We start from the raw sequence: 25930 nt of genomic DNA on the forward strand, positions 1-25930 counted from the left end.
ACCCCCTGGCTGGATGCTGATGCGAAAATGATGTACCGTAACTTCAAATACGAATACCCCTATCAGTACCAGGACTATTGGTATTATTTCTGGCGTTGGGGTTCCTATTTCCCTTATGGTACTTACAACGGAAACTATTTCCGCCACACACCTGCTTACCTCGCACAAGCCAGGACGAATGACGTAACCGACAACTACAGCCGTATTGACCTGGGCGCTACTATTAAGCTCTCCAAAGAACTGAACGTTCGTATTGACTATACCATTGGCCGCGACAACGTGATGCGCCATGAAGTAGGTGGTTACATCAATGCCTACGACTTCTGGTCTGCTGGTTATCCAAAGATTGCCAACATTGCTACCGTTTCACAAGACAGAACTTCCTATAGCAGCGGTCGGTACATTGTCAACACCCTCAATGCATACGCTACTTATAATAAAACCCTCTTCACTGACCACAATCTGAAATTGACTGTGGGTGCAAACATGGAAGATAACGAAGACCTGAACTTTGCTGCCGAGAGAAGATCCTTACTCGATCCCAATAAAGGAGAATTGTCACTCGCTACCGGCGATCAACTGGTTTCCGGTTCACATGGCAAAAACTCCTACGCTGGTTATTTCGGTCGTTTGAACTACGATTACCAGGGCAAATACCTGCTTGAACTGAATGGCCGTTATGACGGTTCATCCGCTTTTCTCCTAACGACCGTTGGGCATGGTTCTCTTCTGCTTCTGCCGGTTACCGCATCAGCGAAGAAAAATTTATGGACCCACTGAAGCCTTACCTCTCTGACATGAAATTCAGGGTATCTTATGGTTCTGTGGGTAATCAGAACGTGGGTGGCAACTACTATCTGCCTACCATGAGCAACTCAGCCGTTAACTGGATTCCACCAGGCAGTAGCGTTCGCACACAAACAATCAATGCTCCCATTGCCATTCCTCAGGCACTTACATGGGAAAAGGTAAAAACGCTCGATCTGGGTACAGATATCCGTTTATTTGAAAGTAAACTGGGTATCACTTTCGATTACTACGAGCGTAGTACCGAAGGCATGTTGATGCCTTCTTCTGTTCCAGCAACATTCGGCACCAGCGGTCCCCGCATTAACTCCGGCAATATGCGCAACCGTGGTTGGGAATTAAGCATCGATGGAAACTATAACGTTACAAAAGACCTCAACCTCTATGGCCTGATCACCCTGGCCGACAACAAAGCCGTGATCACCAAATGGGACAACCCTTCCAACCTGATCACCCAAAACTATGTAGGTAAAGTATGGGGTGAGATCTGGGGTTTTGAAACAGATGGATATTTCGCCTCAGCCGAAGATGTGACCAAATCGCCCAGTCAGGTAGCCATCCAAAACGGCAACTTTGTATATGGAGCAGGTGACGTAAAATACAAAGACCGCAATGGTGATAATGTAATCAATGGCGGTAAACTGAGTACTAATGATCCAGGTGACCTGAAAGTGATTGGCAACAGCCAGCCCCGCTATCAGTACAGCGCAAGGCTCGGTGGTACCTATAAAGGATTTGACCTCGATATCTTTATCCAGGGCGTTGGCAAGCGTGATTATTGGGGTATCGGTAATATTGCCATTCCCTTGTACCAGGGTGCCGACATCCTCTATGCTCACCAATTGGATTACTGGACACCCACCAACACTGATGCGAAATACCCCCGCCCGTACATTGGTAACAATGGTACTAAACTGGCCGGCTTACCAACCACAGGCAATAACTTCTATCCTCAAACTAAATACCTCCAGAACCTGGCTTATTGCCGTTTGAAGAACATTACCCTGGGTTATACATTACCTGCGGCATTGCTTTCAAAGTACAAGGTCCAAAAAGTACGTATTTACCTGAGCGGTCAAAACCTTGCTGAAATTTCCAATGTAGGCCTTCCCTCGATCCGGAAATTACCGATGGTGGCGATTTCAACTTCCTGGGACGTACATTCCCCTTCGAGCGGAATTTCTCCTTTGGATTACAGGTAACACTTTAACCAATTCCTGCAGTATTTAAAATTTGAATTATGAAACTTACACATAAAATATTCGCACTTTCCGCAACCGTTCTGTCTCTTACAGGATGTTCAAAATACCTGGAAACCGAAACCCCAACCAGTTTATTGATGGTTCCTATTGGACCAGCGAGGCCAATGTAAGAGCCTATAACTGGGAATTTTATAACTCGTTCACCGGTTTTGGTACAGGTACTACCGCCGATTTCTATTTCTCAACCTTTTCCGATGACCAGGCTTCTACAGGCCTGGGCTTATATGCAGTGTCGGCGCCTGCTACCAATGGCACCTGGAGCTGGACACTCATCCGCAAAGCCAATATCATGATCAGGCGCGTTGAAACCGTACCCATGAGTGATGAAGCTAAGAATCATTGGAAAGGCATTGCCCGTTTCTTCCGTGCTTTCGATTATTTCGATAAGGTAAAGACCTTTGGCGATATACCCTGGATTGGTACGCCGCTCGATATCAGCGATACCGCTGTTATCTACAAACCCCGTGATCCCCGTAAGCTCATCATGGACAGCGTACTGGATGATATTGATTACGCTATTAAGAATCTTCGCGCAACCGATCAGCCCAACACAGTAAATAAGAATGTGGCCCTGGCATTCAAATCCCGGGTATGTCTTTTTGAAGGTACTTACCGTAAATACCATACCGAGTTGGGCCTTAATGATGCTGACAAATGGTTATTGGCCGCTAAAGATGCATCAGAAAAGGTGATGGCTGCAGGATTCATATTAGGCAGTTACAAAGACCTGTACAGTTCCTTAGACCTGGCAGGTAATAAGGAAGCCATTTTATACAAAGCCTATGTTCCTGGCGCCATGACCCATTCCGTGATTGGCTATACCAATAGCACCACCCAAATGCATGGTCTTACCAAATCGGCTGTTGAATCGTATGCTGCTACCGATGGACTGCCCATCTCTCTCGCCCCTCTATGCAGGCGATGATGATGTGAAGAAAGTTAGAACCAATCGTGATAAACGTCTGTTGGCAACCATCGACACCTTCCTCTGTTACAATGGAACCCTTGTAGGTGGTCTTAGCTCTAGTACTGGCTATCGTCCTGCTAAGTTTCTGAACGCCGCTGCTACCAGCTGGCGCCCAACAACGAAACAGATGCACCCATCTTTTATTTGAGTGAAATCCTGTTGAACTATGCCGAAGCAGTAGCCGAACTGGATCAACTGGGCAAATACGCCATTTCAACGGCCGACCTCGACAAGTCAGTGAACCTGTTGCGTACACGCGCCGGCATTGCTAAACTGGAAGCTCCTGGTGGTCAAGCTGTAGCAGTAGGCGGAACAACTTTCGTTGATACTAAAAAAGATCCCACGGTTACTTCCCTGGTATGGGAAATACGTCGCGAAAGGCGCGTGGAGCTGATGATGGATGGTTTCCGTTACCAGGATCTCATGCGCTGGAAGAAAGGCGAATACATGGACAATGCCAAAAACCCCGATATCTTCCTGGGTGCCAAAGTACCAGATAATGGCAAGGTATTGCGCAACGCAGCTGGTTACATTATGACCTATGCAGCTACCGCGAAGAGAACCTTTATCGATCCCAAGCACTACCTGTCAGCCGTACCAACCGGACAAATATCCCTGTATCCTGCAGGTGTGCTCAAACAAAACCCGGGTTGGGAGTAGAAGAGATAAATGATAACGAGCTTTACTGTCAAAGAAAAAGGATGCCGTAAGCGACATCCTTTTTCGTTTTCCATCCCTATGGCAACACGGGTAGTATATTTATAAAATGGAATGTTTCTAATAGTTTTTCCATTCATTCAAATTTTTGTTTCTTTTTCAGGTCTGATATACTAAATTTCAATCTAAGTAAAATAGTGCTTACCGTATCTTCCTTAAAAGTAAATTTCTGCACAAGAATACTGTCACCCAAACACTCATAATCGAAATTTTCATGTTCATCATGAGTGCCTATGTATACCCTGAAATTTGTATAATCTGTCAAATAATCTGAATACAATTCTGCCGAATATGCGCCACCAGAATAAAGCGTATATTTCTCGCGGTAAAGGCTCCCACACACCGTTTTTGTATTAAATAGAGTCTGTCCATAAAGTCATAAAATTTTGATTAGTAATTAGTTGAGTTGATCTTTGAAAAGATATTTTTGCAATTTTGTGTCATGCGCATGAAATTATTTGAACCCTTGCAATTGAAGTTTCAGCAAGCTGACTGGGCCAACAATCCGGAATTTGGATTGATGGATACCATCCTTGATCATCACCCGAGGTTGTTGAATTATGTGGCAGAAGATATTACGGAAGGCAACAAACGCAGTGATTTTGGCAGACAAGACGTTCCCAGTGTAGAACAGATCGTGAGGGCGGCAATTTATAAAGAGTTGAAGCAATTGGATTACCGGGAGTTGGAATACCATCAGGGTGATTCCCGTATTTGCGCCCGGTTTGTAAAAATTGATGATCTGCGTCCATACAGTTTCCAGGTGTACCACAAATACATCTCACGAATCAAAGCAGAAAATCTGGAACGGTTGCTGGTAGAACTAAACAAGATAGCCATTCACGAAGGGCTGGAAGACATCAATCAATTGCGCCAGGACAGTACGGTAGTAGAAACTAATATTCACTACCCTACAAACAATTCCCTGGTGTGGGATTGTATTAAAGATAGTCACCGGTTGCTGGAGCAGTTGCAGGAAGAAGCGAGCCAGCTTGAATGGCAGGATTATCGCAAACGAGCCAAGCGGTTATTTTTAAGATTAATAATACACGAAGCGCAGACAAGCGGGCAGACCTATTCAAAAGCAATTGAATATTTTCACCAATAGCATTAACCAGGTAGCCAATGCAGTAAAAAAAGTCAAGCTTTAGTTTTAGAGGAATGTGCATCGAACTATCCCTGGAACAATTGCTGCCCGTAATGGAGCATGTATATAGTATTGCTGAGCGTAAAGAGCTTATGGGCTTGAAAGTACCGAATGAAGAGAAAATATTTTCAATCTATGAGCAGCATACAGATATCATTGTTAAAGGTCAGCGGGAAGCTGCATTTGGTCATAAGATCAATCTGGTGACAGGTAAAAGCAATCTGATTGTAAGCTGCGAAGTGTTAAGGGGCAACCCATCAGATAAATCGCTGTACGCGGGAACCATTGATAAAATTAAGAAGACATATGGGGTCGTTCCCCGTGATATTGTAACCGATGGTGGCTACGCTTCTAAAGATAACCTGAAGTATGCAGAGAAAAAGGGTATTGTGAATATTGTATTCAATAAGATAGTAGGCAGTCTTCAAAATAAAGTAAGCAGTAAGAACCGGGCAACCAGATTAAAGAAATGGAGAAGCGGCATAGAAGCCAATATCTCCAACATAAAAAGAGGGTTTGGATTGTTCCGTTGTAATTGGAAAGGATTTGAACATTTTGAGGCCAAAGTAATGTGGAGCGTTATTGGGTATAACATACGGGTAATGACGGCGGCCATGCTGTCTTTACTAAAAACAGCCTGATACCGCCTACTTATAAAGCAGTACAGGGAAAGGCATGTCCTGGAGTAAAAGAAAATGGTAAAAACGCTTATCATGCCTCAAAAAATGATAAACCCTGAAAATACCTGAAAAGTCATTTAAAATAATATCCATAATGTCTACATTATTTATAGACTGTTTGGTTAGACAATAGAAATTGAGACTTTATGGACAGACACTAAATAATTCCTTTTACTTTTTTTTATCAATGCACCCCCATAGCAAGAAGCCCAATAAAATAAACACTATCTTCCCAATAGGATTGACTTTAACTGCCAGTTGAAATAACCTATCCTTTACCATACTCTAATGAGAATACCGTTAGAAATATTGTTTCTGTTAATTGGTTTTGTGAATCCCCTTCCCGCATTTTCCATCTCACTTTTTATTTCCGAAAAACCCCTCCTTATAACGGCCTTCCTTTTCCACATTTTCCGAATCAAAAATAAGTATGCCGTAATCCAGCTAAAAAGCCCTGGCTTTGGCAATTTCATTTTTCCCTGGTCCGCTGACCTTATATTCATCATCCTTTGGATCCTTGTACACTATGGAAAATACTTGCCCACTCGCATCATAAACATTTAACTTATCTGAATGTGTAAACTTTAGCAAATTAATACGTAGCACACCACCACCTTTCAGGAAGTTTTGAGCATTCGCATATTGTACCTGTACTGATAAAAACAACACCAGGATATTGATAATTCGTTCATACACACTTATTGACCAAATTAACACGATTTTTGGCCAAAACTGCACAGTTACTAATTGAACCGTAGCAATTTATTTTTTTCCTATAATTTGTAGAAGAAACGCTTCCATATAATCTATGGTCGACGTTTAATAATTCTTGATTGTTAACCCCTCCCAATCAAAAATGAAAACCTCTTTTCATCTTATTATTATTTATGATATACCGCCGGCAATTTGGCTGTTTAGTAAAAGAACTATACTTGAAGAGCTCAACTCACCATATAAACCCCAAAACTCTAACTTATCCGAAAATGAAATTTAATACGAAAATATTTATTGGAGCTATTTGCTGTTTACTTAAATGCTTAATGATCTACCCCCAGGAATTAACCAGGCCAGAAACTAATAGAGTCATTCCCCCTCGCCTACAGCTGCGTCGCTTGGTCGATATGGGGAATTTCCGGTTAGTTTAAGTACAATTACGTGTGGTCAACAATCTGAAGTGATCTTCTTGCCCAAAAATAGGCCATTGAAGTGCGGATATACTAAAGAAATCAAATACACGACAATTTCTTCCTACATAGACCCGATAAAAGGCATAAAAATTTTTCCTTGTGAAAAAAGTGACTCTATATTTTCCCTATCCAAAGGGAAAGTATTAGGCATTACTAAAATTGAAGATGAGCTCATTTGCACAATTCAAATTTCACATACAACTTATACCTATGGAGGGTTAAATAGTACTTCCCTAAAAAAGGTGCGAAAATAAAAAAAGGTGATTTTATTGGAAAACTGAGTGAAGAGGAATACAACAAATATATTCTCGTAGTGATAAGTAGAAACAATAAAATTATTGATTTTAACCAACACGTTACCTTGATAAGGAATAGTAAGTAGAATTATATCCCCCAAGGTTGGCCCCTTCACTGGCGCAAGATTGAGGGGTGGGTTTGTGTGATGGTATCTTGTGCCTGTATGATGGCTTTGTCATATTCAGGAAGCATAGGCCTGCTTGGATTTGTAATCCCGCAAATAAGCTGATATGTTTTTTTCAATATGCCTTATGGCCCTGTATTGTAAATATCGCCCAAAACGGATATTTTTATGTTTACGTCAGCAATGAAACCCAGAATTGGGATAGCTTGTCCCGACAGTAACTGTCGGGATGTACTTTGATAACCTGAGTGTACAACATATTACAGGTCCTATCATCGAAGAAACCCATTATTATCCTTTTGGGCTCACCATGGCGGGTATCAGTTCCAAAGCCATCGGGAAATTGGATAATAAGTATGAATACAACGGAAAAGAAAAACAGGAGAAAGAATTTAGTGATGGTGATGGACTGGAATGGTACGACTATGGTGCCAGAATGTATGATGTACAGATTGGCAGGTGGATGGTGATAGATCCTTTATCGGAAAAAATGCGTAGGCATTCCCCCTACAATTATGCATTTAACAACCCAATGCGGTTTATTGATCCGGACGGAATGCTAGCTGAAGACTTAATTAAAAATGATAAAGACAGAGCTGTAGAGGAGAAAAAGAAATTACTTAAACAAGAAATCCATCAGGATACGCAATTGTGGACATATAAGGCTAAAACATCGTTCCAAGGAACTGCTGACGCTGTGTTTTCGTTCGATTTCGAAGTAACAGTAAATTCAACAGTTAGTACATATGAAGTTGGTGAAGGAAAAACAAGAAGACTATTACAGAGACTGTCACGACCACCGATATTAAGATTTTAGAAAGTACAATATCTTTTAATGCTGACGGAATTAGTGGGTTCAGAGACTTAGCAAGTAGAAATCCCAGAGAATATTCAAAGCAATCACGAATGGATGACAGGCAAGGGGTGACATACCTTAATACCAACATTAGCATGGATGCCTCTCTGCTAATTGGATATAATAACTTTTCTTTTAGTACTGGCTGGGACCCTGTTGGTTATAATGTCCAGATACTTGCAGATAATGAAAAAGACCCATCAGTTATAATGATGGGGTTACATGGAATAGACAATAGGACAGCAAGCGACTTCAAAATCAGCGTGGAATTAAAAAGCAAAAACAAGTAAGCATTGACAATCCTCCAGATATAAAAAAAAAATTGAGTTATGAAAAAGACTATTTTAATTATAGGTAAAATCCTGGATGTCTTGTATTACATTGGCGTAGTCATGTTGCTCCTAAGTAATATAGTATTTTGGAAAGGACAGAAAAATCAATACTCGGCCCATTTTGGGCCGGGCTTTCTATTTGTATCATACTATTTTGCTTGTTGACTTTTATTGTATACAGGACAATAAAATGGGTCAAAACGAAGAAAAAAAAGAAAGAATGAATGAATTTTTGCATCCTCACCGTGATACAACACTAAGTTTTATCCTTGAATGGTTAAGTATGAAGATTACCCTGCTGAATATTCGATTGGCAAGAACCTATTACAAATACATTTTGCTAATTCTACCAGCTTTGATTTTCCCTTCACTGGCGCAAGATTGAGGGGTGGGTTTGTGTGATGGTATCTTGTGCCTGTATGATGGCTTTATCATATTCAGGAAGCATAGGCCTGCCTGGCTTTGTAATCCCTCACATAAGCCGAGATAATTTTTATCAGTACGCCCTGTTCTTCTTCGGGCAGGGCGTCTACCTCTTTAAAGCGTTCTATCAGTTCTGAGGGTTACCTCGTTGTCCGTACTACCTGCTGTATGGTCCAGATAGCTATCGGGATTGAACAGTGCCGCGGTTACATCGTGGGGCCGTCTCTCCAGCCAGCTTTTGAAAAGGAGTTTGCGGGCCGCATTCTTATGGTTTCTTCCAGGGACCAGGCCCTTCCCATCACTTCCTTCACCCTCTATCAAAAGGCCTCCCTGTAAATTCCGGTGTATCTGACCCGGAATCTACAGTCAAACACACTTATTGACCAAATTAACACGATTTTTGGCCAAAACTGCACACATACTGATTGAACCGTAGCAATTTATTTTTTTCCTATAATTTGTAGAAGAATAACAATGTCTCCCATGAATCCACTTATGATTACAATTAAAGAGGTGTTACTGCAAGCGGGGGAGCAGGCAAGAGGAATTAATATGAGAAGGACAACTATCTTCATATCACTTCTCTTTTTATTTGCATGCAATAAAGGTATGTGGGTCACTAAAAATGCTTATCGTCCCAAGCATCCAAAATTCTCAATACCGAAGGAGCCGTTTAAAGCGAATGAATCAATCAATAACCATTCGCTTTACGTTTCTACAAAAAGTTTGTTAATTACGATGGCAACATAGTAATCGGCTATATGGGGTTTTATTCTGATGGAAGAATGATCATTGATAACACCTGGAAAAAGAGATGAATCAGACATTAAATGAAAGGAACTCATTTAATACCGCGTCCTCCATCGGCTACTATACCACTAACGGAAATACAATTAAGTTGGAATGTTTTTACCCGGCGAAGGTGGCCGATATGAAACAAGAGAAGGAATAATTAAAAGGATACAATAATTTTAATGGAAAAAATCCCGCAGCCATTAAGAAAAGAAATCCGTTCCGACACCCTGGTGAAATCCAGTTTTCCACTACAGGATAAATAGAAGCAAAGCCCCGGGAGATCCTTAGGGCTTTTTATTTCCCTTCCCATCGTCCGGGCTGAATTCAAATCCCCAGCCTCGAAAAATCAACCGCCTTCATTGTATGCGCTCCCTCTATTATGGATCCGATCACCCTGGATCACCGGGTGCAGCCACCCTGTCATGCGGCCACTCGGCCGCATATTCCTAATACCAGCCAGTACAGGCCCCATCGCCAGGCGAAAAAGTTTACCAGCCCCAGTGGCACGTTTGAATTCAGCTGCATTGAACCAGCTATTGAAGAAGTTGTCTCCATGCTTCATGGCATGTGCGTTGGTCCCTCTTTTACCTTTTCCCGCTTACCATACCCATTCGTATAGAAAGTTTGCTCACCAAAACACCATGCACCACTTGGTATTTTTCTGGTAATGGCCTGGTCAGGTCCTGAACAAATCTTGGTCCATCGCTGCCTTACTCCTGGCTAAGCCCTGGGTTCTCCCTGGTCAGGTCCAGGCGAGTAGTAAGGCAACAGTAAAGGAACCGTAAAGCAATAGTAAGGGAAGTAATATGCTGTATACTCAGGTTATCAAAGACCATACCGACAGTTCCTGTCGGGACAAGCTATCCCAGTTCTGGGTTTCATTGCTGAGGTATACATAAAAATATCCGTTTGGAGCGATATTTACAATACAGGGCCATAAGGCATATTGAAAAAAACATATCAGCTTATTTGCGGGATTACAAATCCAAGCAGGCCTATGCTTCCTGAATATGACAAAGCCATCATACAGGCACAAGATGCCATCACACAAACCCACCCCTCAATCTTGCGCCAGTGAAGGGCCCTTTTTCTTTTACATCGTCGCTCCTTAAGCCTGACTTTATCTGCGTTTTTCTAACAGAAATAAAAAGCTCAACAAGAAGCATATTGTTCCTTTTCCATCTTACCCAGCCGGATATCATTTTATTAGGCGGACAGCTTTCACATGTTTTCAGACATTCAACATAGATCCAGTCCCCGACTACCCTGACTACCTTATATCCGTATTCTTCAGAGCCAGCAATCTTTTTAAGTTTTATAGTATCACTGTATACGGTGTTTGAGGCATCTACTTGTATAAATACATCCTTGATAAAGGTTGCCCAGTACTGAAATTTTGAATACTGTTTAAGTTCTTTTAGATAGATAAATTTGACTTGATTGTCTAGGAAAACTTTGTAACGCCCCTCCTTTTCTCCATTTTCCGAATCAAAAATCAGAATACCGTAATCTGGATAAAAAGCCCTGGCTTGGGTAATTGCATTTTTTCCTGGCCCGCTAATCTTGTATTCATCATCCTTGGGGTCTTTATATACAGCTGCAAATACTTGCCCTTTAGCATCATAGATATTTAACTTATCCGCATGCGTAAATTTTAGTAAGTTAATACGCAGCACTCCCTTCCCTTGCAGAGTGTTTTGAGCATTCGCATATTGTAACTGTATTACTAAAAACAAAACCAGATTATTAATAATATATTTCATATTCTTTTTAATAGACCACATATTGTGTATTTACCCTTGGGGCATACCCCTGCAAATGCAAATGATTCGTGTGATCAGTACGAATACCCTTGGCTTTTGCAGAACTTGTATGGGGAAGTAATCCAGGAATTGATGTTGCCGTAAGTTTAAACTTCTCCGAGATCATATCTTTCCAGCCAAACTTAAATAATGAATTATTAAGCCCCGATTGTCTTGTAACATCGACAATTTTATTTCCCAAGATTGCTGGTCCGCCGGTTGCATCTGTCCTTAAATACCTTAGATCCCCGCGTTGGCCTAGTTTATGCGAAACGCTTGGTTTAGGGAGCTTCCATCAGCTTTACTAAAGCCATTAATTGTAAGATCTGAAACGTGGGAGTCGGCCAGAGCCCCAAGCAAGGATGCAAATGAATTTCCCGCAATATAAGCATTAGGTTCGTTACCTGCTTTAACAGAGAAACCAAAACTTCCCCCAAGCGCTACCCTCTAAACTTGAGGGCAATTGAATTAAACCTTTTGCATTTTTATCAAACTGCCCTACAAATGTTGATGAAGTTGCAACTTCTGGTGGCCCTCCATCAACAGCAGCAACTGTTGAAGTTTGTTCCACCAAGTAAAATCTATCATATGTGTCATTTGTAACTGTACGCTCAATTCTTCCATCCCTATAAATCTTAAAAATATCAGTAGGATACATTCCATCCGGATCTATAAACCTCATAGGATTATCAAACGCATAATTATAGGGAGAAAATCTGCGCATTTCTTCAGCCATCGGATCAATCGCATGCCACCTGCCAATCTGTGGATCATAATACCTTGCCCCATAATCATATTCCTCCAGCCCCGTGCCATCGGAAAACTCTTCAGACTGCAGCTCTTTGCCATTATATTTTGAGCGATTGACCGGGGTGGTTCCAAGCGATCTAGGCGAAATAGCCTTCATGGTCAGGCCAAAGGGATAATAGTGCGTCTCTTCCAGGATATTGCCCCTTTTATGAGTTACCTGGAAATTGTCAAAATAAACAGCCTGCTGACTCTCATTATTTAAAAATACATAAATCCAGCCATTTTTCTCCACATGAATATCGGTAAGTGCAAGAGGAGCTTGCAAAGGACCATTTATTTCCACCTGTCTGGCGCCTTTGGCAACGGCCTTGAATTGTTCATCAAAAACGATATAGTTAAGATTGAGATGGTCCAAAAATCCGGACAGTTGAATTGCTTAAATTTGCAAATCAATGACTGGCAAAAGACAAAACAGACGCGCAGAAAGTACGATGCTACCTTCAAGGAAGAGGTTCTTAAAATGGTGGCCTCTGGCCGCCCTATATCTGAAATAGCCCAGGCACTGGGCGTAGGCGAGAATTTGATATACCGATGGAAAAGCGGAACCCAAAACGCAAACAAGGGCAACGCTGGTACTAATGCTTCTAATAATCTCCCGGATGCCACTGCTGAAATAGAACGCCTTAAGGCGGAGCTGCGTCGTACGGAGCAGGAACGGGATATTTTAAAAAAGCCTTGGGAATCTTAGGCCGCGGGATATAAAAGCCGTGTATATGACCATCGACAAATTGCAAGGTGAATACCCCATTCAGCAGTTATGCCAGGTACTGTCAATCAGCAGAAGCAGCTATTATGATTGGCGCAATGCAAAAACACACCGGATCAATCCTGCCAGCCAATCAATGGAAGACCAGGTAATAACCGTTTTTAAAGCCCATAAGCGCCGCTACGACACCAGAAGGATCGTGGCGGAGTTGCGCCACCAGGATGTACAAACGAGCCGCTACAAGGTCCGCAAGGCCCTTTACCGAAATGGATTAAAAGCTATTCAACCACGCTCATTTGTACCCAAAACGACCAACAGCCGCCATCCATACCCAATAAGCCCTAATGTGCTCAAGGAAAAAGGCCTACCTGGCTCCATAAACGAGGTATGGGTTGGCGATATAACCTATATACCCATGGCCGGGGAACGTTCCGTTACCTGTCTGTATGGATGGATTTGTATTCCCGCAGAATTGTGGGATGGGACCTGCAGGATCATATGAAAGAGTCTTTGGTCCTGGCCTCCTTGCGAAAGGCATTAGCGTTGCGTAGACCACCGCTGCATCTGCTAGTACACTCAGACCGGGGTGGCCAGTATGCGGGCAAAGGTTGCGCAGGCTTATAGCCAGGTATCAGCTAACGCAGAGCATGAGCGATGCAGATAATCCTTACGACAACGCCCACATGGAGTCCTGCTTCAGCCGGTTTAAAGCTGAACTACTGGAAGGCGGCGCGTTCGAGAATGCCGAAGATTCCCAGACCGAAATTTTTGAATATATCGAAATGTATTACAATCCTAAAAGATTGCATTCATCAATTGGTTATTTATCACCTAACGCATATGAAAACACACTGTAGCGATATGCAAATAATCCAACGCCGGCTCATATCACAAGGCTGTCTGAGTCCACCAAATGAGTACCTGAGACATTTTTATCAAAGAACTTTGAATGCTCCGATACCGGAAATATTCCTCACTGGTTGCTCCTCAGCAGAGCCAGTTTCCGCTTCTTTCCGGTAAAACAAATGTATGAATATTTAGTGTATGCGAATAAAATTGAAACCCTTTACAACTCAATGTGGACAAGTTTTTGGCCGGAATGAAAGGTTCGATTTTTAAAGAAAAAAAGAACCAAAAAAAAGAAAAAGAAAAGGAATGGGCTTCGCCCATGGATTATTTTATTAGGTTTGTGCAGGCATTGGATCAAAGCATATATCCTGATCTGATAACATGAGTTCTACAACTGAAACATATCTATTAACCTAAGAGACTCAACTGTCCGGCTAAATCGACCCACTTCAATGCTCCTCTGTTCATCAAAGACATGGTTTGTGTTAGTTTAGGGTTTACTTAATGGTTTCAGGTTATATTAACAGGTAACAAAACCATCATACAGTTACTGTTAATTACAGGAATGAAGCTAGTTAAAAGTAACAAACTCACAAAGGGGAAACCAATAAGTGTGCTTAATTAGGCAATAAGTGTGCAGTTTTGGACTAAAAGTGTGCAGTCCGATTTTACTTAATTCCTGCTCCTACCCATCCATCTAGTCGGACAGGGAACTCCCTCCTATTAAAACATCAAAAGGCTCTACAACAGGGGCATGCCCACCCACAAAGCAGCCCAAAGAGCAAGTAGCATAAAATATCCTGGGCTGGCGCAAGATTAAGGACAGCGCTTGATGAGCGGCAACGTTGTACATAAGACAAGCTTCATTCTCCCCTATCATTCTCTGATCACCTTGTGGTATACGCCATAGCACTGCCATAGTAGTCCCTGGGTAAGTCCTGGGTTCTCCCTGGTCAGGTCCAGGCGAGTAGTAAAGCAACAGTAAAGGAACCGTAAAGCAATAGTAAGGGAAGAACGCTCAAATGCAGAAGGAGCGCGGATTTGTATTGTTTTCGATTGGCAAACCCAGTCCCCTGGCGCGTTTGATCGAAATGGAAGTTTTAAAAATAGACTCGTAAAACATAAGTATTGTCTCTTCATTCAATATACAAATTATTCTCCTAAATCAGCGAAATCCCTCCAAATCTGCACAATCAGTGATTCCCAAGGGCAGTTCCAGGGTATCGGCAGGGTAGCTGAAGGGTACCGCTCCCGTATTAAAGGCGCATTTCCTTAAATAGGGAACCATGTCAGACAGACAAAAAGTAGTCATAATAGGGCATTGTAGGTCATTGTAGACACCTTACTGGTAATTACCAGTGCTCCATCTGCGCAATCCACAAAATCTGCCTAATCAGCAATTCAATCTGCGATTCCGCACAATCCGGCAAATACGCCCATCCGTCGACAAATAACCCACATTAACCCACCTCCGTTTCAACTGTTTGCAGGATTCCTTCCGTATCCTGCAAATTTAATTTCCGCATACTGCCATTTTATGCGGTAATTTACCTAATTTGTGCGTGTAACCACCTAACCGATGCTAAAGAAGGAACGCCAGGCATATATACTACATCAGGTCAACTTACACAACAAAGTGTTGTCTTCCAGTCTTAGCCTGGAAATCAGTGTTTCAGAAGATACTATTAGGCGCGATCTCCAGGAATTGGCCGATGAAGGCAAGATCATCAAAGTACACGGCGGGGCCCTGTCCCACTCCTTCAACCAGGTCTACTATCCCTCCAACAACGTTTATTCGCACGATCATAAGAAGATAATAGCGCAAAAGCCGCAGCACTTGTAGAAGACGGCATGTTTGTGCTGACTACCGGTGGCACTACTATTATTGAACTGGCGCGGGCCCTGCCCCCAGTTAAGGGCCACCTTTATTTCGGGCAGCATTCCCGCTGTACTCGAATACATGCACCACCCTACCATCGAAGTGATCCTGATTGGTGATAAAGTTTCCAAGAACTCCAAAATAACCGTGGGCAGTGAAGCCATTGCCCAAATAAAACGTATCCGGGCCGATGTGTGTTTCCTGGGCGTGAATGCCATCAGCATTAAGGATGGCATCACCGATAGTGATTGGGATGTAGTACACCTCAAAAAGGCCATGATCGAGTCCTCCCGCAAAGTGGTTTGCCTTTCCATCGCTGAAAAGATCAATTCTCTTCAGCCCATCCATATCTGTGAAGTGAATAAAATCCATACGCTGATCACTGAATTATCACCGGACGATCCGATGTTAAAGCCCTATCGTGACGCAGGCATTGAAGTACGCTGATCTTTCCTGAATACAATATTCCTACATCAAAAGGTGCCACTACCCTTTGAAGAATCGTTGCTGTAACCAAACGAACCTTATCCCTGTGTGATTCATTGAGTACACGAACGACTGTTTATAACTAAAAGCTAAAAACACCCACAGCTTATGAGAAAGACCCTTCGGCTGCTCCTGGCAAGCCTGTTGCTGCTGCAATGCACCTGGTTATTGGCTCAGGAAAAAACATCTCGGGCACCATCCTGGCCGATGATGACGACTCTCCCCTGGAAGGCGTAACTGTAGCCAACCAACGCACCAAAAAACAAGTGACTACCGCCTCCAACGGAACATTCATTTTACTGGCCCAAAAAGGTGATGTGATTGTATTTACCTATGTAGGGTACAACAAAACACAGGTTACGGTAGGTGATGATGCTACGATTTCCATTAAACTGAAAGCCGCTAAAGGCACCATGCAGGATGTGGTGGTAACGGCCTACGGCGTAAAGCGCGAAAGAAAGCAACTCCCCTATTCCGTTACGGAAGTAGACGGTGAGGAGATTGCTCAAACCCGCCGCGACAATTTCCTCAATGCCCTCGCAGGCCGCGTTCCCGGTGCTACCATCACCTCCACCTCCGGTGTGCCTGGCGCCTCCTCTACCATCGTATTGCGTGGAGCCACCTCTATCGGAGGAAACAACCAGCCCTTGTTTGTAGTGGATGGTGTTCCTTACGACAACCAAACCCTCAACCAGGAAAACCTCGTGGCAGCATCCAACCCCAGTGGTGTGGGCTTCGCCAACAGGAATTCCGATTATGGTAACAGGGCCATGGACATCAACCCCGAAGACATTGAAACCGTTACCATCCTCAAAGGCCCTGAAGCCGCTGCCTTATATGGCTCACAAGGTGCCGCCGGTGTGGTATTGATCACTACCAAAAAAGGTAAACAGGGTAAAGGAACCATTACCTATGACAATAACTTTGGTTTTTCCAAACTCTATCGTTTTCCCGAAGTGCAAACTACCTATGGCCGCGGTAATAATGGTGTAAAAGACTATACCGTAGGTAGCTATTTCGGCGAAAAGTATCCCGATGGCACTAAGTTCTATGATAACTTCGGCGCCTTTTTTTAAAACAGGTTTCCAACAACAACACTCACTCAGTTTTGAAGGTGGAAATGCAGGGACTACTTTCCGCCTTTCCGGAAGCTACCTGAAAAACGAAGGCGTGGTACCTTCTTCTTCCTTCACCCGTACCACCATGCGCTTGTCCAGCAGCACCAAAATATCATCGAAGCTGAACCTGCAAGCCGCTGCCACTTACACCAACTCACTCACCGATAAGGTATCCAAAGGAGCTGGCAGTTACTTCGTTACCCTTATGTACTGGCCTAAAGACAGCGATGTAAGCGATTACCTTCAACCCAACGGTTCCCGTAAAACCCTGCGCGGAGGCTCCTACACCAGTGAGTCGGACAATCCCTTCTGGGATGTTAATAAGAACAATGGAGAAGATAAGACCAACAGGTTGCAGGGTAGCGTAAACCTGTCGTATGAACCCGCCAAATGGGTCACCCTCAATGCCATTGCAGGGTATGACGGTTATACTACAGAAGGGTACTTTGCCTCCAACCCCCAATCACTTTTTGGCTCTTATACCAATGGCTTCATCTCCCTCTACGATCAAATGGTCAGCAACCTCAATTACCAGGGTCGTATTACCCTGCGTAAAAAATGGGGCGATTTCAGCAATACCTTACTGGCAGGTTTCAACATCGACGATTACAGAACCAAGGTCGATGCCTTTAAGGGAGAGCAATTTTATGAGTCCGAATTCCTGAACATCAACAATACCAAACCCGAAACAAGGGATGCACGGACCAGTTTTTATCATTCACGCAACGTAAGGTTCTTCAGCAACTATAACCTCAATTATAAATACCTGAACCTGTCATTGGGATATACCACCGAGGGAGATTCAAGACTTACCTCTAAATTCTACACCAATAAAACACCTTGGTTTGATTACGGATCAGTTGGCGCCAATGTCGTATTGACCGATATTCCCCAGGTGGCCGATGCCTTACCCTGGCTCACCTTTGCCAAACTGCGCTACAACTATGCCACTACCGGTAAAAGCGTGTTCATGCCTTATGCCATTGACTTTTCATTTGTATCCAACATCACCACGGGTGGTGGTTATGCCCTGGGGGTAACTGGTGGCAACCAGAACCTCCGTCCCGAACATACCAAGCAACAGGATATGGGGCTTGAAATGAAGTTCCTGAAAAACAGGTTGGGTATCGATTTCACCTATTATAGCCTCAGAAGTAGTGATCAGATCCTCGCTGCCCGGAGTAGCTACCTCACCGGTTATGTACTGAAGTTCATCAACGGTGGTTTAGTAGAGAACCGCGGCCTTGAAATACAGTTAACAGGTACCCCCATTCAAACCAAAGATTTTAATTGGGATATCACCCTCAACTTCGACCGCAACATAGGCGAGATCAAAGAAATGCCCAAAGACCTGCCTTTTATTATGATTCAGATACCTGGTTATATGGCAACGTTCGTTCACAAGCCTTTAAAGGAGCATTCACCGGCAACCTGGCTGGTTATACCTTCCAAAAGAATAACAACGGCGAATTGCTGATCGATCCGGCTACCGGATACCCCATCAACCAAAATACCTTTGAGAACATTGCCAATCGCCAACCCGATTTTAAACTGGGTATCATCAATAACTTTTCCTGGAAAGGCTTTAACCTCAACTTCAATATTGATATACGCAAAGGCGGTGATGTATTTAATGCCAACGAAATGTACTTGTACACTACCGGCCTCAGCAAACGTACATTGGACCGTGAACAGCCCCGCGTGATCAAAGGTGTACTGAAAGATGGTTTGGAAAATACCGCCAACCCTTCACCCAATACTATTGCGGTGATACCCTTTATACACCGGCCTATTACAATGCCTCTACTTCTGAAGCCGATTTTATTGAAGATGTGAATTGGTTAAGGATGCGCGACATCACTCTTGCTTATCGTTTACCAAACAATATGCTAAAAAGGTTGAGGATATTTAAGTCTCTGGCCATCTCTATTTCGGCACAAGACTTATTTATGATCACCAATTACACCGGTGCCGATCCCAACGTTAACAGCCTGAACGCTACCAGTCGCGGCTTTGGTGGCGCAGGCATTGACTATGGAGCCCTGTCTAACCCACGCCGGTTCAACTTTGGTGTCCGCTTCCAACTCTAACCATTTTAAAACTAAGTGAATTATGAAAAAGATATTCTTATATACCTTCCTTTTTGCAACACTGGCTTCTGCCATCAGTTGTAAAAAATACCTGGATATCAATACCGATGAGGATACACCACAAAATCCAGATCCTACCAGTGTATTCCCCACCCAATTAGCAGCCATCCCACGTGGAACCCAATATGATGGCCGTTACCTGGCACGTTATATCCAAAACTGGCTTACCGGCAATAATGCCAATGCCAATACCTGGGACCTCCACGGTTACGCATCCGGATCAGATGCGGCCGGTGATATCTGGCGCCAATGTTATTATGGCCTCGGTAAAAACCTCGTATACATCATTGAAGTAAGCGAAAAGGACCAACGCTGGGATGTAGCAGGCGCCGGACTGGCCCTCCAGGCCATGATGTTCCAGATGACTACCGATTACCACGGCGAAATTGGCTTTTATGATTTGTATAAAGACGATAAAGTATTCTATAAATATTCAAGCCAGGATACCGTATACAAAGGAGTGGATTCCATCTGCCGAAAAGCCATCGACTACCTGAGCCGCACCCTCGAAACAACCGGTAAACCCGCCCTTTCCGGGGTGACTTTGCCTACGGCGGCGATGTAGCCAAATGGAAAAGATTTGCCTATGGTATTTTGGCCCGCAACTGGAGCCATTTGTCCAATAAAGCCAGTTACAATGCCGATTCAGTGATCAAGTACTGCGACAACTCCCTCGCCGATCAAGGCGGTGCTGACGATTTTGTGATCCCCTTCACTGCCAGCAAGAATGATGATGCCAACTTCTTTGGTACTTATCGCAACAATTTGTCCGAAACAGTAACGTCTGTAGTTCACCCCATGCGTCAAAGCAATTTCATCGTACGCCTGTTGGATGGAACTACTTTCCTGGGCAATACCACCGGCCCCTCCCGCGATCCCCGCTTGCGTCACATGCTCGGCACATCGGCCGATACCACCAATGGCAATGGCGGCTATCGTGGTGTAGACCCAGGATTGGGTGATCCAAACTCTGGTAGCACTACAGGTGCAGCTGCACGCAGGCGCGTAACCAGCCTCTGGGGAGATAGCACCTATGCCAATCCCAGCTCTGGCAACTTTACCACCAATGTAGGTAAATACCTCTTCCGCGATAAAGTAGTACATCCCGTAATGACCTACTCCGAGATACAGTTCATCAAAGCAGAAGCCGCCTTCAGGAAAAACGACAAAGCCATGGCACTCGATGCCTACCGCAATGGCGTAAGAGGTCATATGCGCATGATCAACCGCGATGTGTATCCCCTTCAGAATGTCGCCCTTTTCAATGGCCAAAAGATCTCTGATGCCGAAATGAACAATTACATGAATACTTCCGGCGCCATCAAAACCACAGATGCTACCCTTACCATGACCGATATCATGCTGCAGAAATACATCGCCCTCTGGGGATGGGGATTTGTAGAAACCTGGTGCGATCTGCGTCGCTTTCACTATAACGTTGATCTCGACCAGCAAACCGGTTTGCCCGTATACAAAAACTTTGTACTGCCGCCCAGTTATACCAGTGTAAATGGTGGACAACCGGTGCAACGTGTTCGCCCCCGGTTTAATTCAGAGTATGTCTGGAACATTAACGAACTGAGACGTATTGGAGCCCTTGCCAATAATTATCATACTTTACCCATGTGGTTCACCCTGCCCTGATAGTATTTTATAACTTATTAATCTGCGATCATGAAATATAACAATATCGGCAAACTTTCCTCGGCCATCCTCTTCGGCTGTTTGCTGCTGATGGCCTGCGAAAAGAATAAATTGGAGCTTAGTGAAAACATCGACCCCTCCAACGGCGGTTATTTTAAACTGGGTTGGTTCAGCCCGGGATTAAATACCCAAGGCGTTCAATTAAAGATCAATGGCGTTCGCGTAAGCAACCAATTGGGTTACATGTTCACCTCCACCAATACCACTGCCGCCTATGCCATGCCCTTTCCAGGTGGCGGTCTCAATACGGGTGGTAATAACAAGAACGATTACCTGGCTGTAGATACCGGTAAAATTGAAATTTCACTGTCTGTTCCCAAGAAAGGCACCAACGAAGACTCCATATTGGTACATACTACTACTATGAACATATCGAAAGGTAAATACTATAGCCTCCTGGTAACCGATTCATTTCCCGCTGCAGCCTCCTATGTCCAGAACGATGATACAGAATACGCTGATTCCGGTTTTATCCGCCTCAACTTTACCAATGCCATTCCTAATTTAGGAGCAGGTTTGGACTTCCTGGTAACCAACTCCACTGGAACAGATATGGTACTGGCCACCAACGTACAGTATAAAACCTCTACCGGTTTTATCACCTTGCCCCTGGTAACTGGTACCAATACTTTCAAACTTAGGAAAACAGGCACTACCGCCATCATAGGTGCCACCTATGGTACCGGCGGCGTAACCAACAAACGCTGTTTTACCGTAGTAGGCAGGGGATATCTGGGAGCAACAGGTATAAGGCAACCATCTATTTCCATCGTATTTAATAAATAAGAAAAACTATAGTTAATTAAAAAACACCTTGCAACCCAAGGTGTTTTTTTTGTTAAATCACTACCATGAAATGCAACTACTTTATTCCCCTTGTATTATTCATTTTTACCATCCCTTCCTTACAGGCCCAAACCCAGGCCCTCACCGGCCTCGCCCAAAAAACAGAACAGGGATTGTCAAAATTTCATGAAAGCTACCCACAGGAAAAAGTATACCTTCAAACCGATAGGCACTACTATGCCGTAGGCGAAACCATTTGGATGAAAGCCTGGGCTACCCTCGATGGCAAACCCACTTACCTCAGTCGCATCCTATATGTTGACCTCGTCAATAGCGACGGCCTGGTGATAGACAAAAGATGTACCAATTAGATAGTGCAGGCTCCATTGCTTGCGAATTACAGTTAAAACCCCACCTGGAAACGGGCAACTATACCCTGCGCGCCTATACCTTATGGATGCTTAACTTCCGTGACTATGTTTTTCTTCAGAAATATACATCCTGGGCATGGACAGGAAAGTAACCAGCGCCGCTAAAATAACTCCCCAGGTCAACGTACAATTCTTTCCCGAAGGGGGCGACCTGGTCAACGACCTGGAATCAGTAGTAGCCTTCAAATCCTATGATCAATATGGCGAACCACTCACCGTGACTGGTTCCATTACCGATGCAAGCGGCGCTGCTATTACCACCTTCAGCAGCGATCACGACGGCATGGGTTTATTCAGGCTTACGCCGGCAGCAGCCAAAGCCTATACAGCAACCGTTACCACCGCCAATGGTAAAACCACCAAGGTTAAATTACCTGCTGCCAGGACCGAAGGCATCGTTATGCGCATCAACAACAATGCTGCAGCCCGCTTAACCGTCATCCTGCAACGAAAAGCTGCGCAGGAATCACTATACAACCGACTCCTAATTGTGGCCCAAATGCACAATACCATCGTTTTTCAGGGCGAAGTAAATTTTGCCGAAGGAGCTTCCGCAGCCTCCATTCCAAAAAAGAGCCTTCCCCAGGCATTGTGCAGGTCACTGTTTTTGATAGCCTCGGCAATCCATTGACCGAACGACTCGCCTTTATCAAAAATACCAATGCCTTCACCCCCGACCTGGTGAAAGAAAACATTGCCCTCACCCGTAAGGCCAGGAACACCCTCAGCATTGACCTGAAAGATATCAAACGCCCCAACCTTTCAGTGTGCATTACCGATGTGTCAACCGATAACCTGTCGGCCCCGGTAAACATCATTGCCTCTTCCCTACTCACCTCCGACCTTAGAGGCATCGTAAATAACCCCAACTATTATTTTGCCAACAACGATACCGCCACCAATAAGCACCTTGATGTATTGATGATGACCCATGGCTGGCGCAGGTTTGTATGGAAAGAGATGCTGGCCAGTAATTTCCCTGAACTGAAATACCCCGTTGAGTCATCCATCGCTATCAAGGGTAAAGCCACCAGGCCCGGCACCAGCAATATTATCAAAGAAGGCCATGTGAGCTTGATATTGAAAGCACAGGATTCTACCACCCTCCTGTCAAAAGCAAAATTGACCGATAAGGGAGAGTTTATTGTAGATAACCTCCTGTTTAGAAAAGAAGCTGTCGTATCCTACCAGGCCACCAATGAAAAAAGGAAGCGATGATCATAGATGTAACCATCTATCCCAACTACTATGATTCCCTCAGGAAGGCCATCCTGCCAACTACCGGCATCTTCGATTACGACCCCATAAAAGGCAACGACCGTTTAAACGAAAGCCTCCTGAACCAGGTGCATACGGTCGATACCTTTATGAAGGGGCCCGAATACCTGAAGTCTGTCACCGTTACCGGCCGTAAACTTTCACCCGTCGACTCCTTGAACAATGCCTATGCTACTGGTCAGTTTATGTTTGGCGGTCGTAAACTCATGCCGGGTAAACAAGGTTATTTCAGCTTATGGCAATTTATTCGTACAGTACCTGGCTTCGTCGTAGAAGGCGATGTAAAAACCCCACTGTTACCCTTTCCCGTATGGCAGGCATCAATACATTCAGCGATAACAATGCCTCCATGGCAGGCGCTACCTTCACCGATGGAGAAGGCAATGGCCCTTCGGCAGGCGCTCCGGATTATGTACAGAATGGAATTGCCTTCTACCTGAATGAAGTGCCCGTAAGCCGTGAAACCCTCGACAACCTGTCCATGATCGATGTTGCTTTTGTGAAAACCTATGTAGGCGCCGAGTCCTTTGCTGTGGGACCCTTCAACGGCGTTATCGCAGTATACACCCACAAAGGTGTTTCAATCGGCAAAAGCATTTATGATAAAACATTCGCCAGTTCAAGGATGGGAGGCTACTCACCCGTACGTGAATACTTTTCACCCGATTATTCACTCAATCCCGCCCTCCAATCCATGCCCGATAACCGCATCACCTTACTCTGGAGCCCCTTGCTAAGGACCGACAAACAAGGCAAGGCCAATATCAAATTCTTTAACAACGACAAGGCTACCAAAGTAAAAGTATTGATACAGGGCCTCGATGCCGACGGAAGATTCATTTACAAAGAACAGATCCTCGAATAACCTTGTCAGGAGCTAGTCGAAGCCTTACTTTCTACCGACTCAGAATAATGCAAAAGCCGGCTGCACCAACAGCCGGCTTTTATTTTTGTAAATTGTCTTTCCTTTTTTTTTTTACCGCTCACGTTTCAGTTCTCACCTCTCACATTTCACTTCTCACAGCTTGCTTCCCTACCCCCAAGGCCAGTTATACGCCACAATGATCGCCGTAATGATACCCGCCAGGTCGGCCAATAAAGAGGCCGGAATGGCATATCGTGTTCTTTTAATGCCCACCGAACCAAAATACAAAGCCACCACATAAAAAGTAGTTTCCGATGATCCCTGGAACATACAACTCAACCGGCCCACAAAAGAATCAGGACCGTTTGCATTCATGGCATCGATCATCATCGCACGGGAACCACTGCCACTGAAAGGCCGCATCAAAGCGGTGGGCAGCGCTTTTACAAACTGCGTATCGATACCCAGTTGCGCAAAGAACCATTCCGCCCCCTGCATAATATATTCAAATACCCCGCTATTGCGCAGTACACTGATGGCCACCAGCATCCCCACCAGGTAGGGAATGATCCGCACCGCCACATCAAATCCCTGCTTGGCCCCATCAATAAACGCATCATACACCGCTATCTTCTTATACATGCCTCCCAGGATAAACACCACAAAGAGCAGGAAAATAAGCCCTGTACTCAATACATTTGAAAAGATCGTGGCATTTTCAGTACTCAGGTGCCGCAGGAATACCGCCAGTCCACCCAAACAGGCCGAACCCACCAGGCTGAAAATAATAATGGCCTTCCATTGATGTCCGCTGAAATGTTGTTTGAAAGCCGTAATGATCATCGCCACCATCGTAGCTACAAACGTACAGATCACACAGGGAATGAAAATATCCGTAGCATTCGCCGATTTCAGGATCACCCGTTGCGCGATCACACTCACCGGAATAATACTCAACCCCGAAGCATGCAGTACCATAAACATGATCTGTGCATCCGAAGCCGTTTCCTTATCCTTGTTCAATTCCTGCAGGCTTTCCATCGCCTTCAATCCAAAAGGCGTAGCGGCATTGTCCAGCTGCAGCAGGTTGGCCGAAAAATTCATCATCATATGCCCCATCGCAGGGTGGTTTCGCGGCACCCCGGGAAACAACTTATTAAAAAAGGCCCTACAATACGCGACAATACATTGATGGCCCCTGCCCTTTCCCCTATTTGCATAAACCCCAGGAACAACGACATCACACCAATAAGCCCTATGGAAATAGTAACCCCCGTCTGAGCCGTTTCAAACACCCCGTCAATGATGGTTTTAAACACCACCACATCCCCCATACAGAGCCTTATCACCGCCACTATAAATGCTATCAGGAAAAAAGCGATCCACAGAAAGTTCAATACCATATTGAGATGGTTAAAAGTTGTTGAAGGGACAGTACCCGTTAAAGCGTTGAAGATAAATTAATTTAACCA

The 25930-nt window shown here is 44.2% G+C and carries 32 protein-coding genes and 1 pseudogene; 27 read left to right on the forward strand and 6 right to left on the reverse strand.

Going from position 1 to position 25930, the window contains the following annotated elements; all coding sequences use genetic code 11:
• The first annotated feature begins 27 nt into the window (after window positions 1-27).
• The 5 genes and pseudogenes from RS881_RS37690 to RS881_RS37710 all read left to right on the forward strand — a co-directional run bounded on the left by RS881_RS37690 (window position 28) and on the right by RS881_RS37710 (window position 5541).
• Complete coding sequence (locus RS881_RS37690) at window positions 28-780, forward strand: SusC/RagA family TonB-linked outer membrane protein (RefSeq protein ID WP_315815476.1); 753 nt, start codon at window positions 28-30, stop codon at window positions 778-780.
• On the forward strand, window positions 768-2009 hold the full coding sequence (locus RS881_RS37695) for a TonB-dependent receptor domain-containing protein (RefSeq protein WP_350339990.1): 1242 nt from the start codon (window positions 768-770) through the stop codon (window positions 2007-2009). Before RS881_RS37690 ends, RS881_RS37695 begins: the two co-directional genes overlap by 13 nt.
• A 94-nt stretch (window positions 2010-2103) precedes the next feature.
• The gene (locus RS881_RS37700; RefSeq protein WP_315815477.1) at window positions 2104-2994 is read left to right on the forward strand and encodes a RagB/SusD family nutrient uptake outer membrane protein; all 891 of its coding nucleotides are present in this window, start codon (window positions 2104-2106) and stop codon (window positions 2992-2994) included.
• A gap of 186 nt (window positions 2995-3180) precedes the next feature.
• Window positions 3181-3696, forward strand: a complete 516-nt coding sequence (locus tag RS881_RS37705) for a RagB/SusD family nutrient uptake outer membrane protein (protein ID WP_315815478.1) — start codon at window positions 3181-3183, stop codon at window positions 3694-3696.
• A gap of 499 nt (window positions 3697-4195) precedes the next feature.
• A pseudogene (locus RS881_RS37710) lies at window positions 4196-5541 on the forward strand (ISNCY family transposase).
• Between the two features lie 483 nt (window positions 5542-6024).
• Here RS881_RS37710 and RS881_RS37715 read toward each other — a convergent pair.
• A complete protein-coding gene (locus RS881_RS37715) occupies window positions 6025-6276 on the reverse strand; it encodes a hypothetical protein (RefSeq protein WP_315815479.1) in 252 nt (83 codons plus the stop codon).
• A gap of 1141 nt (window positions 6277-7417) precedes the next feature.
• Between RS881_RS37715 and RS881_RS37720 the strand changes: the two genes are divergently transcribed.
• The 3 genes from RS881_RS37720 (at window position 7418) to RS881_RS37730 (ending at window position 8761) form a co-directional block, all read left to right on the forward strand.
• Window positions 7418-8005 carry an RHS repeat-associated core domain-containing protein gene (locus RS881_RS37720; protein ID WP_315815480.1) on the forward strand — a complete coding sequence of 196 codons (588 nt, stop codon included), beginning with the start codon at window positions 7418-7420 and terminating at the stop codon, window positions 8003-8005.
• An 89-nt stretch (window positions 8006-8094) separates the two neighbouring features.
• Complete coding sequence (locus tag RS881_RS37725; RefSeq protein ID WP_315815481.1) at window positions 8095-8334, forward strand: hypothetical protein; 240 nt, start codon at window positions 8095-8097, stop codon at window positions 8332-8334.
• Window positions 8335-8566: 232 nt separating this feature from the next.
• On the forward strand, window positions 8567-8761 hold the full coding sequence (locus RS881_RS37730; RefSeq protein ID WP_315815482.1) for a hypothetical protein: 195 nt from the start codon (window positions 8567-8569) through the stop codon (window positions 8759-8761).
• Between the two features lie 1179 nt (window positions 8762-9940).
• Here the strand turns inward: RS881_RS37730 and RS881_RS37735 are convergent.
• The 3 genes from RS881_RS37735 to RS881_RS37745 all read right to left on the reverse strand — a co-directional run bounded on the left by RS881_RS37735 (window position 9941) and on the right by RS881_RS37745 (window position 12561).
• Window positions 9941-10156 (reverse strand): hypothetical protein, encoded by a 216-nt coding sequence (locus RS881_RS37735; protein WP_315815483.1) that lies wholly within the window; start codon window positions 10154-10156, stop codon window positions 9941-9943.
• A gap of 481 nt (window positions 10157-10637) precedes the next feature.
• Window positions 10638-11357, reverse strand: a complete 720-nt coding sequence (locus RS881_RS37740) for a hypothetical protein (protein ID WP_315815484.1) — start codon at window positions 11355-11357, stop codon at window positions 10638-10640.
• 448 nt (window positions 11358-11805) lie between these two features.
• Complete coding sequence (locus RS881_RS37745) at window positions 11806-12561, reverse strand: RHS repeat domain-containing protein (protein ID WP_315815485.1); 756 nt, start codon at window positions 12559-12561, stop codon at window positions 11806-11808.
• A 27-nt stretch (window positions 12562-12588) separates the two neighbouring features.
• Between RS881_RS37745 and RS881_RS37750 the strand changes: the two genes are divergently transcribed.
• The 19 genes from RS881_RS37750 (at window position 12589) to RS881_RS37835 (ending at window position 24458) form a co-directional block, all read left to right on the forward strand.
• Entirely contained in the window at window positions 12589-12894 is a 306-nt protein-coding gene (locus RS881_RS37750) for a transposase (protein WP_315815486.1), read from the forward strand.
• 25 nt (window positions 12895-12919) lie between these two features.
• A complete protein-coding gene (locus tag RS881_RS37755; protein WP_315815487.1) occupies window positions 12920-13414 on the forward strand; it encodes an IS3 family transposase in 495 nt (164 codons plus the stop codon).
• On the forward strand, window positions 13363-13536 hold the full coding sequence (locus tag RS881_RS60470) for a DDE-type integrase/transposase/recombinase (RefSeq protein WP_350339991.1): 174 nt from the start codon (window positions 13363-13365) through the stop codon (window positions 13534-13536). Before RS881_RS37755 ends, RS881_RS60470 begins: the two co-directional genes overlap by 52 nt.
• Before the next feature lie 23 nt (window positions 13537-13559).
• Window positions 13560-13769, forward strand: coding sequence for an IS3 family transposase (locus RS881_RS37760; RefSeq protein WP_315815488.1), 210 nt, complete (start codon window positions 13560-13562; stop codon window positions 13767-13769).
• Window positions 13770-13990: 221 nt separating this feature from the next.
• Window positions 13991-14146, forward strand: a complete 156-nt coding sequence (locus RS881_RS37765) for a hypothetical protein (protein WP_315815489.1) — start codon at window positions 13991-13993, stop codon at window positions 14144-14146.
• A 1194-nt stretch (window positions 14147-15340) separates the two neighbouring features.
• Window positions 15341-15604 carry a DeoR family transcriptional regulator gene (locus RS881_RS37770; protein WP_315815490.1) on the forward strand — a complete coding sequence of 88 codons (264 nt, stop codon included), beginning with the start codon at window positions 15341-15343 and terminating at the stop codon, window positions 15602-15604.
• Between the two features lie 42 nt (window positions 15605-15646).
• Window positions 15647-16087 carry a DeoR/GlpR family DNA-binding transcription regulator gene (locus tag RS881_RS37775; protein WP_315815491.1) on the forward strand — a complete coding sequence of 147 codons (441 nt, stop codon included), beginning with the start codon at window positions 15647-15649 and terminating at the stop codon, window positions 16085-16087.
• 194 nt (window positions 16088-16281) lie between these two features.
• On the forward strand, window positions 16282-17202 hold the full coding sequence (locus tag RS881_RS37780; protein ID WP_315815492.1) for a TonB-dependent receptor plug domain-containing protein: 921 nt from the start codon (window positions 16282-16284) through the stop codon (window positions 17200-17202).
• Window positions 17162-18721: a TonB-dependent receptor gene (locus tag RS881_RS37785; protein WP_315815493.1), complete on the forward strand. Its 1560-nt coding sequence runs from the start codon at window positions 17162-17164 to the stop codon at window positions 18719-18721. Before RS881_RS37780 ends, RS881_RS37785 begins: the two co-directional genes overlap by 41 nt.
• Window positions 18715-19080, forward strand: a complete 366-nt coding sequence (locus tag RS881_RS37790) for a hypothetical protein (protein WP_315815494.1) — start codon at window positions 18715-18717, stop codon at window positions 19078-19080. The genes RS881_RS37785 and RS881_RS37790 overlap by 7 nt, the downstream gene beginning before the upstream one ends.
• A gap of 11 nt (window positions 19081-19091) precedes the next feature.
• Window positions 19092-19334, forward strand: a complete 243-nt coding sequence (locus RS881_RS37795; protein ID WP_315815495.1) for a hypothetical protein — start codon at window positions 19092-19094, stop codon at window positions 19332-19334.
• A 22-nt stretch (window positions 19335-19356) separates the two neighbouring features.
• Window positions 19357-19959 (forward strand): SusD/RagB family nutrient-binding outer membrane lipoprotein, encoded by a 603-nt coding sequence (locus RS881_RS37800; RefSeq protein WP_315815496.1) that lies wholly within the window; start codon window positions 19357-19359, stop codon window positions 19957-19959.
• 26 nt (window positions 19960-19985) lie between these two features.
• Window positions 19986-21038 carry a SusD/RagB family nutrient-binding outer membrane lipoprotein gene (locus RS881_RS37805; protein WP_350340290.1) on the forward strand — a complete coding sequence of 351 codons (1053 nt, stop codon included), beginning with the start codon at window positions 19986-19988 and terminating at the stop codon, window positions 21036-21038.
• A 30-nt stretch (window positions 21039-21068) separates the two neighbouring features.
• Window positions 21069-21884: a DUF4397 domain-containing protein gene (locus RS881_RS37810; RefSeq protein ID WP_315815498.1), complete on the forward strand. Its 816-nt coding sequence runs from the start codon at window positions 21069-21071 to the stop codon at window positions 21882-21884.
• A 65-nt stretch (window positions 21885-21949) separates the two neighbouring features.
• Window positions 21950-22255: a hypothetical protein gene (locus RS881_RS37815; RefSeq protein WP_315815499.1), complete on the forward strand. Its 306-nt coding sequence runs from the start codon at window positions 21950-21952 to the stop codon at window positions 22253-22255.
• Entirely contained in the window at window positions 22243-22407 is a 165-nt protein-coding gene (locus RS881_RS37820) for a hypothetical protein (RefSeq protein ID WP_315815500.1), read from the forward strand. Before RS881_RS37815 ends, RS881_RS37820 begins: the two co-directional genes overlap by 13 nt.
• Window positions 22392-22946, forward strand: a complete 555-nt coding sequence (locus RS881_RS37825) for a hypothetical protein (protein ID WP_315815501.1) — start codon at window positions 22392-22394, stop codon at window positions 22944-22946. Before RS881_RS37820 ends, RS881_RS37825 begins: the two co-directional genes overlap by 16 nt.
• Window positions 22907-23533, forward strand: a complete 627-nt coding sequence (locus tag RS881_RS37830) for a hypothetical protein (RefSeq protein WP_315815502.1) — start codon at window positions 22907-22909, stop codon at window positions 23531-23533. Before RS881_RS37825 ends, RS881_RS37830 begins: the two co-directional genes overlap by 40 nt.
• Before the next feature lie 370 nt (window positions 23534-23903).
• A complete protein-coding gene (locus tag RS881_RS37835; protein ID WP_315815503.1) occupies window positions 23904-24458 on the forward strand; it encodes a hypothetical protein in 555 nt (184 codons plus the stop codon).
• 168 nt (window positions 24459-24626) lie between these two features.
• Here RS881_RS37835 and RS881_RS37840 read toward each other — a convergent pair whose 3' ends face one another.
• Window positions 24627-25577: a spore maturation protein gene (locus RS881_RS37840; RefSeq protein WP_315815504.1), complete on the reverse strand. Its 951-nt coding sequence runs from the start codon at window positions 25575-25577 to the stop codon at window positions 24627-24629.
• On the reverse strand, window positions 25565-25861 hold the full coding sequence (locus RS881_RS37845; RefSeq protein WP_315815505.1) for a hypothetical protein: 297 nt from the start codon (window positions 25859-25861) through the stop codon (window positions 25565-25567). Before RS881_RS37845 ends, RS881_RS37840 begins: the two co-directional genes overlap by 13 nt.
• Between the last annotated feature and the right edge of the window lie 69 nt (window positions 25862-25930).

This window comes from Paraflavitalea speifideaquila (assembly GCF_032395985.1).
Taxonomy (GTDB): domain Bacteria; phylum Bacteroidota; class Bacteroidia; order Chitinophagales; family Chitinophagaceae; genus Paraflavitalea; species Paraflavitalea speifideaquila.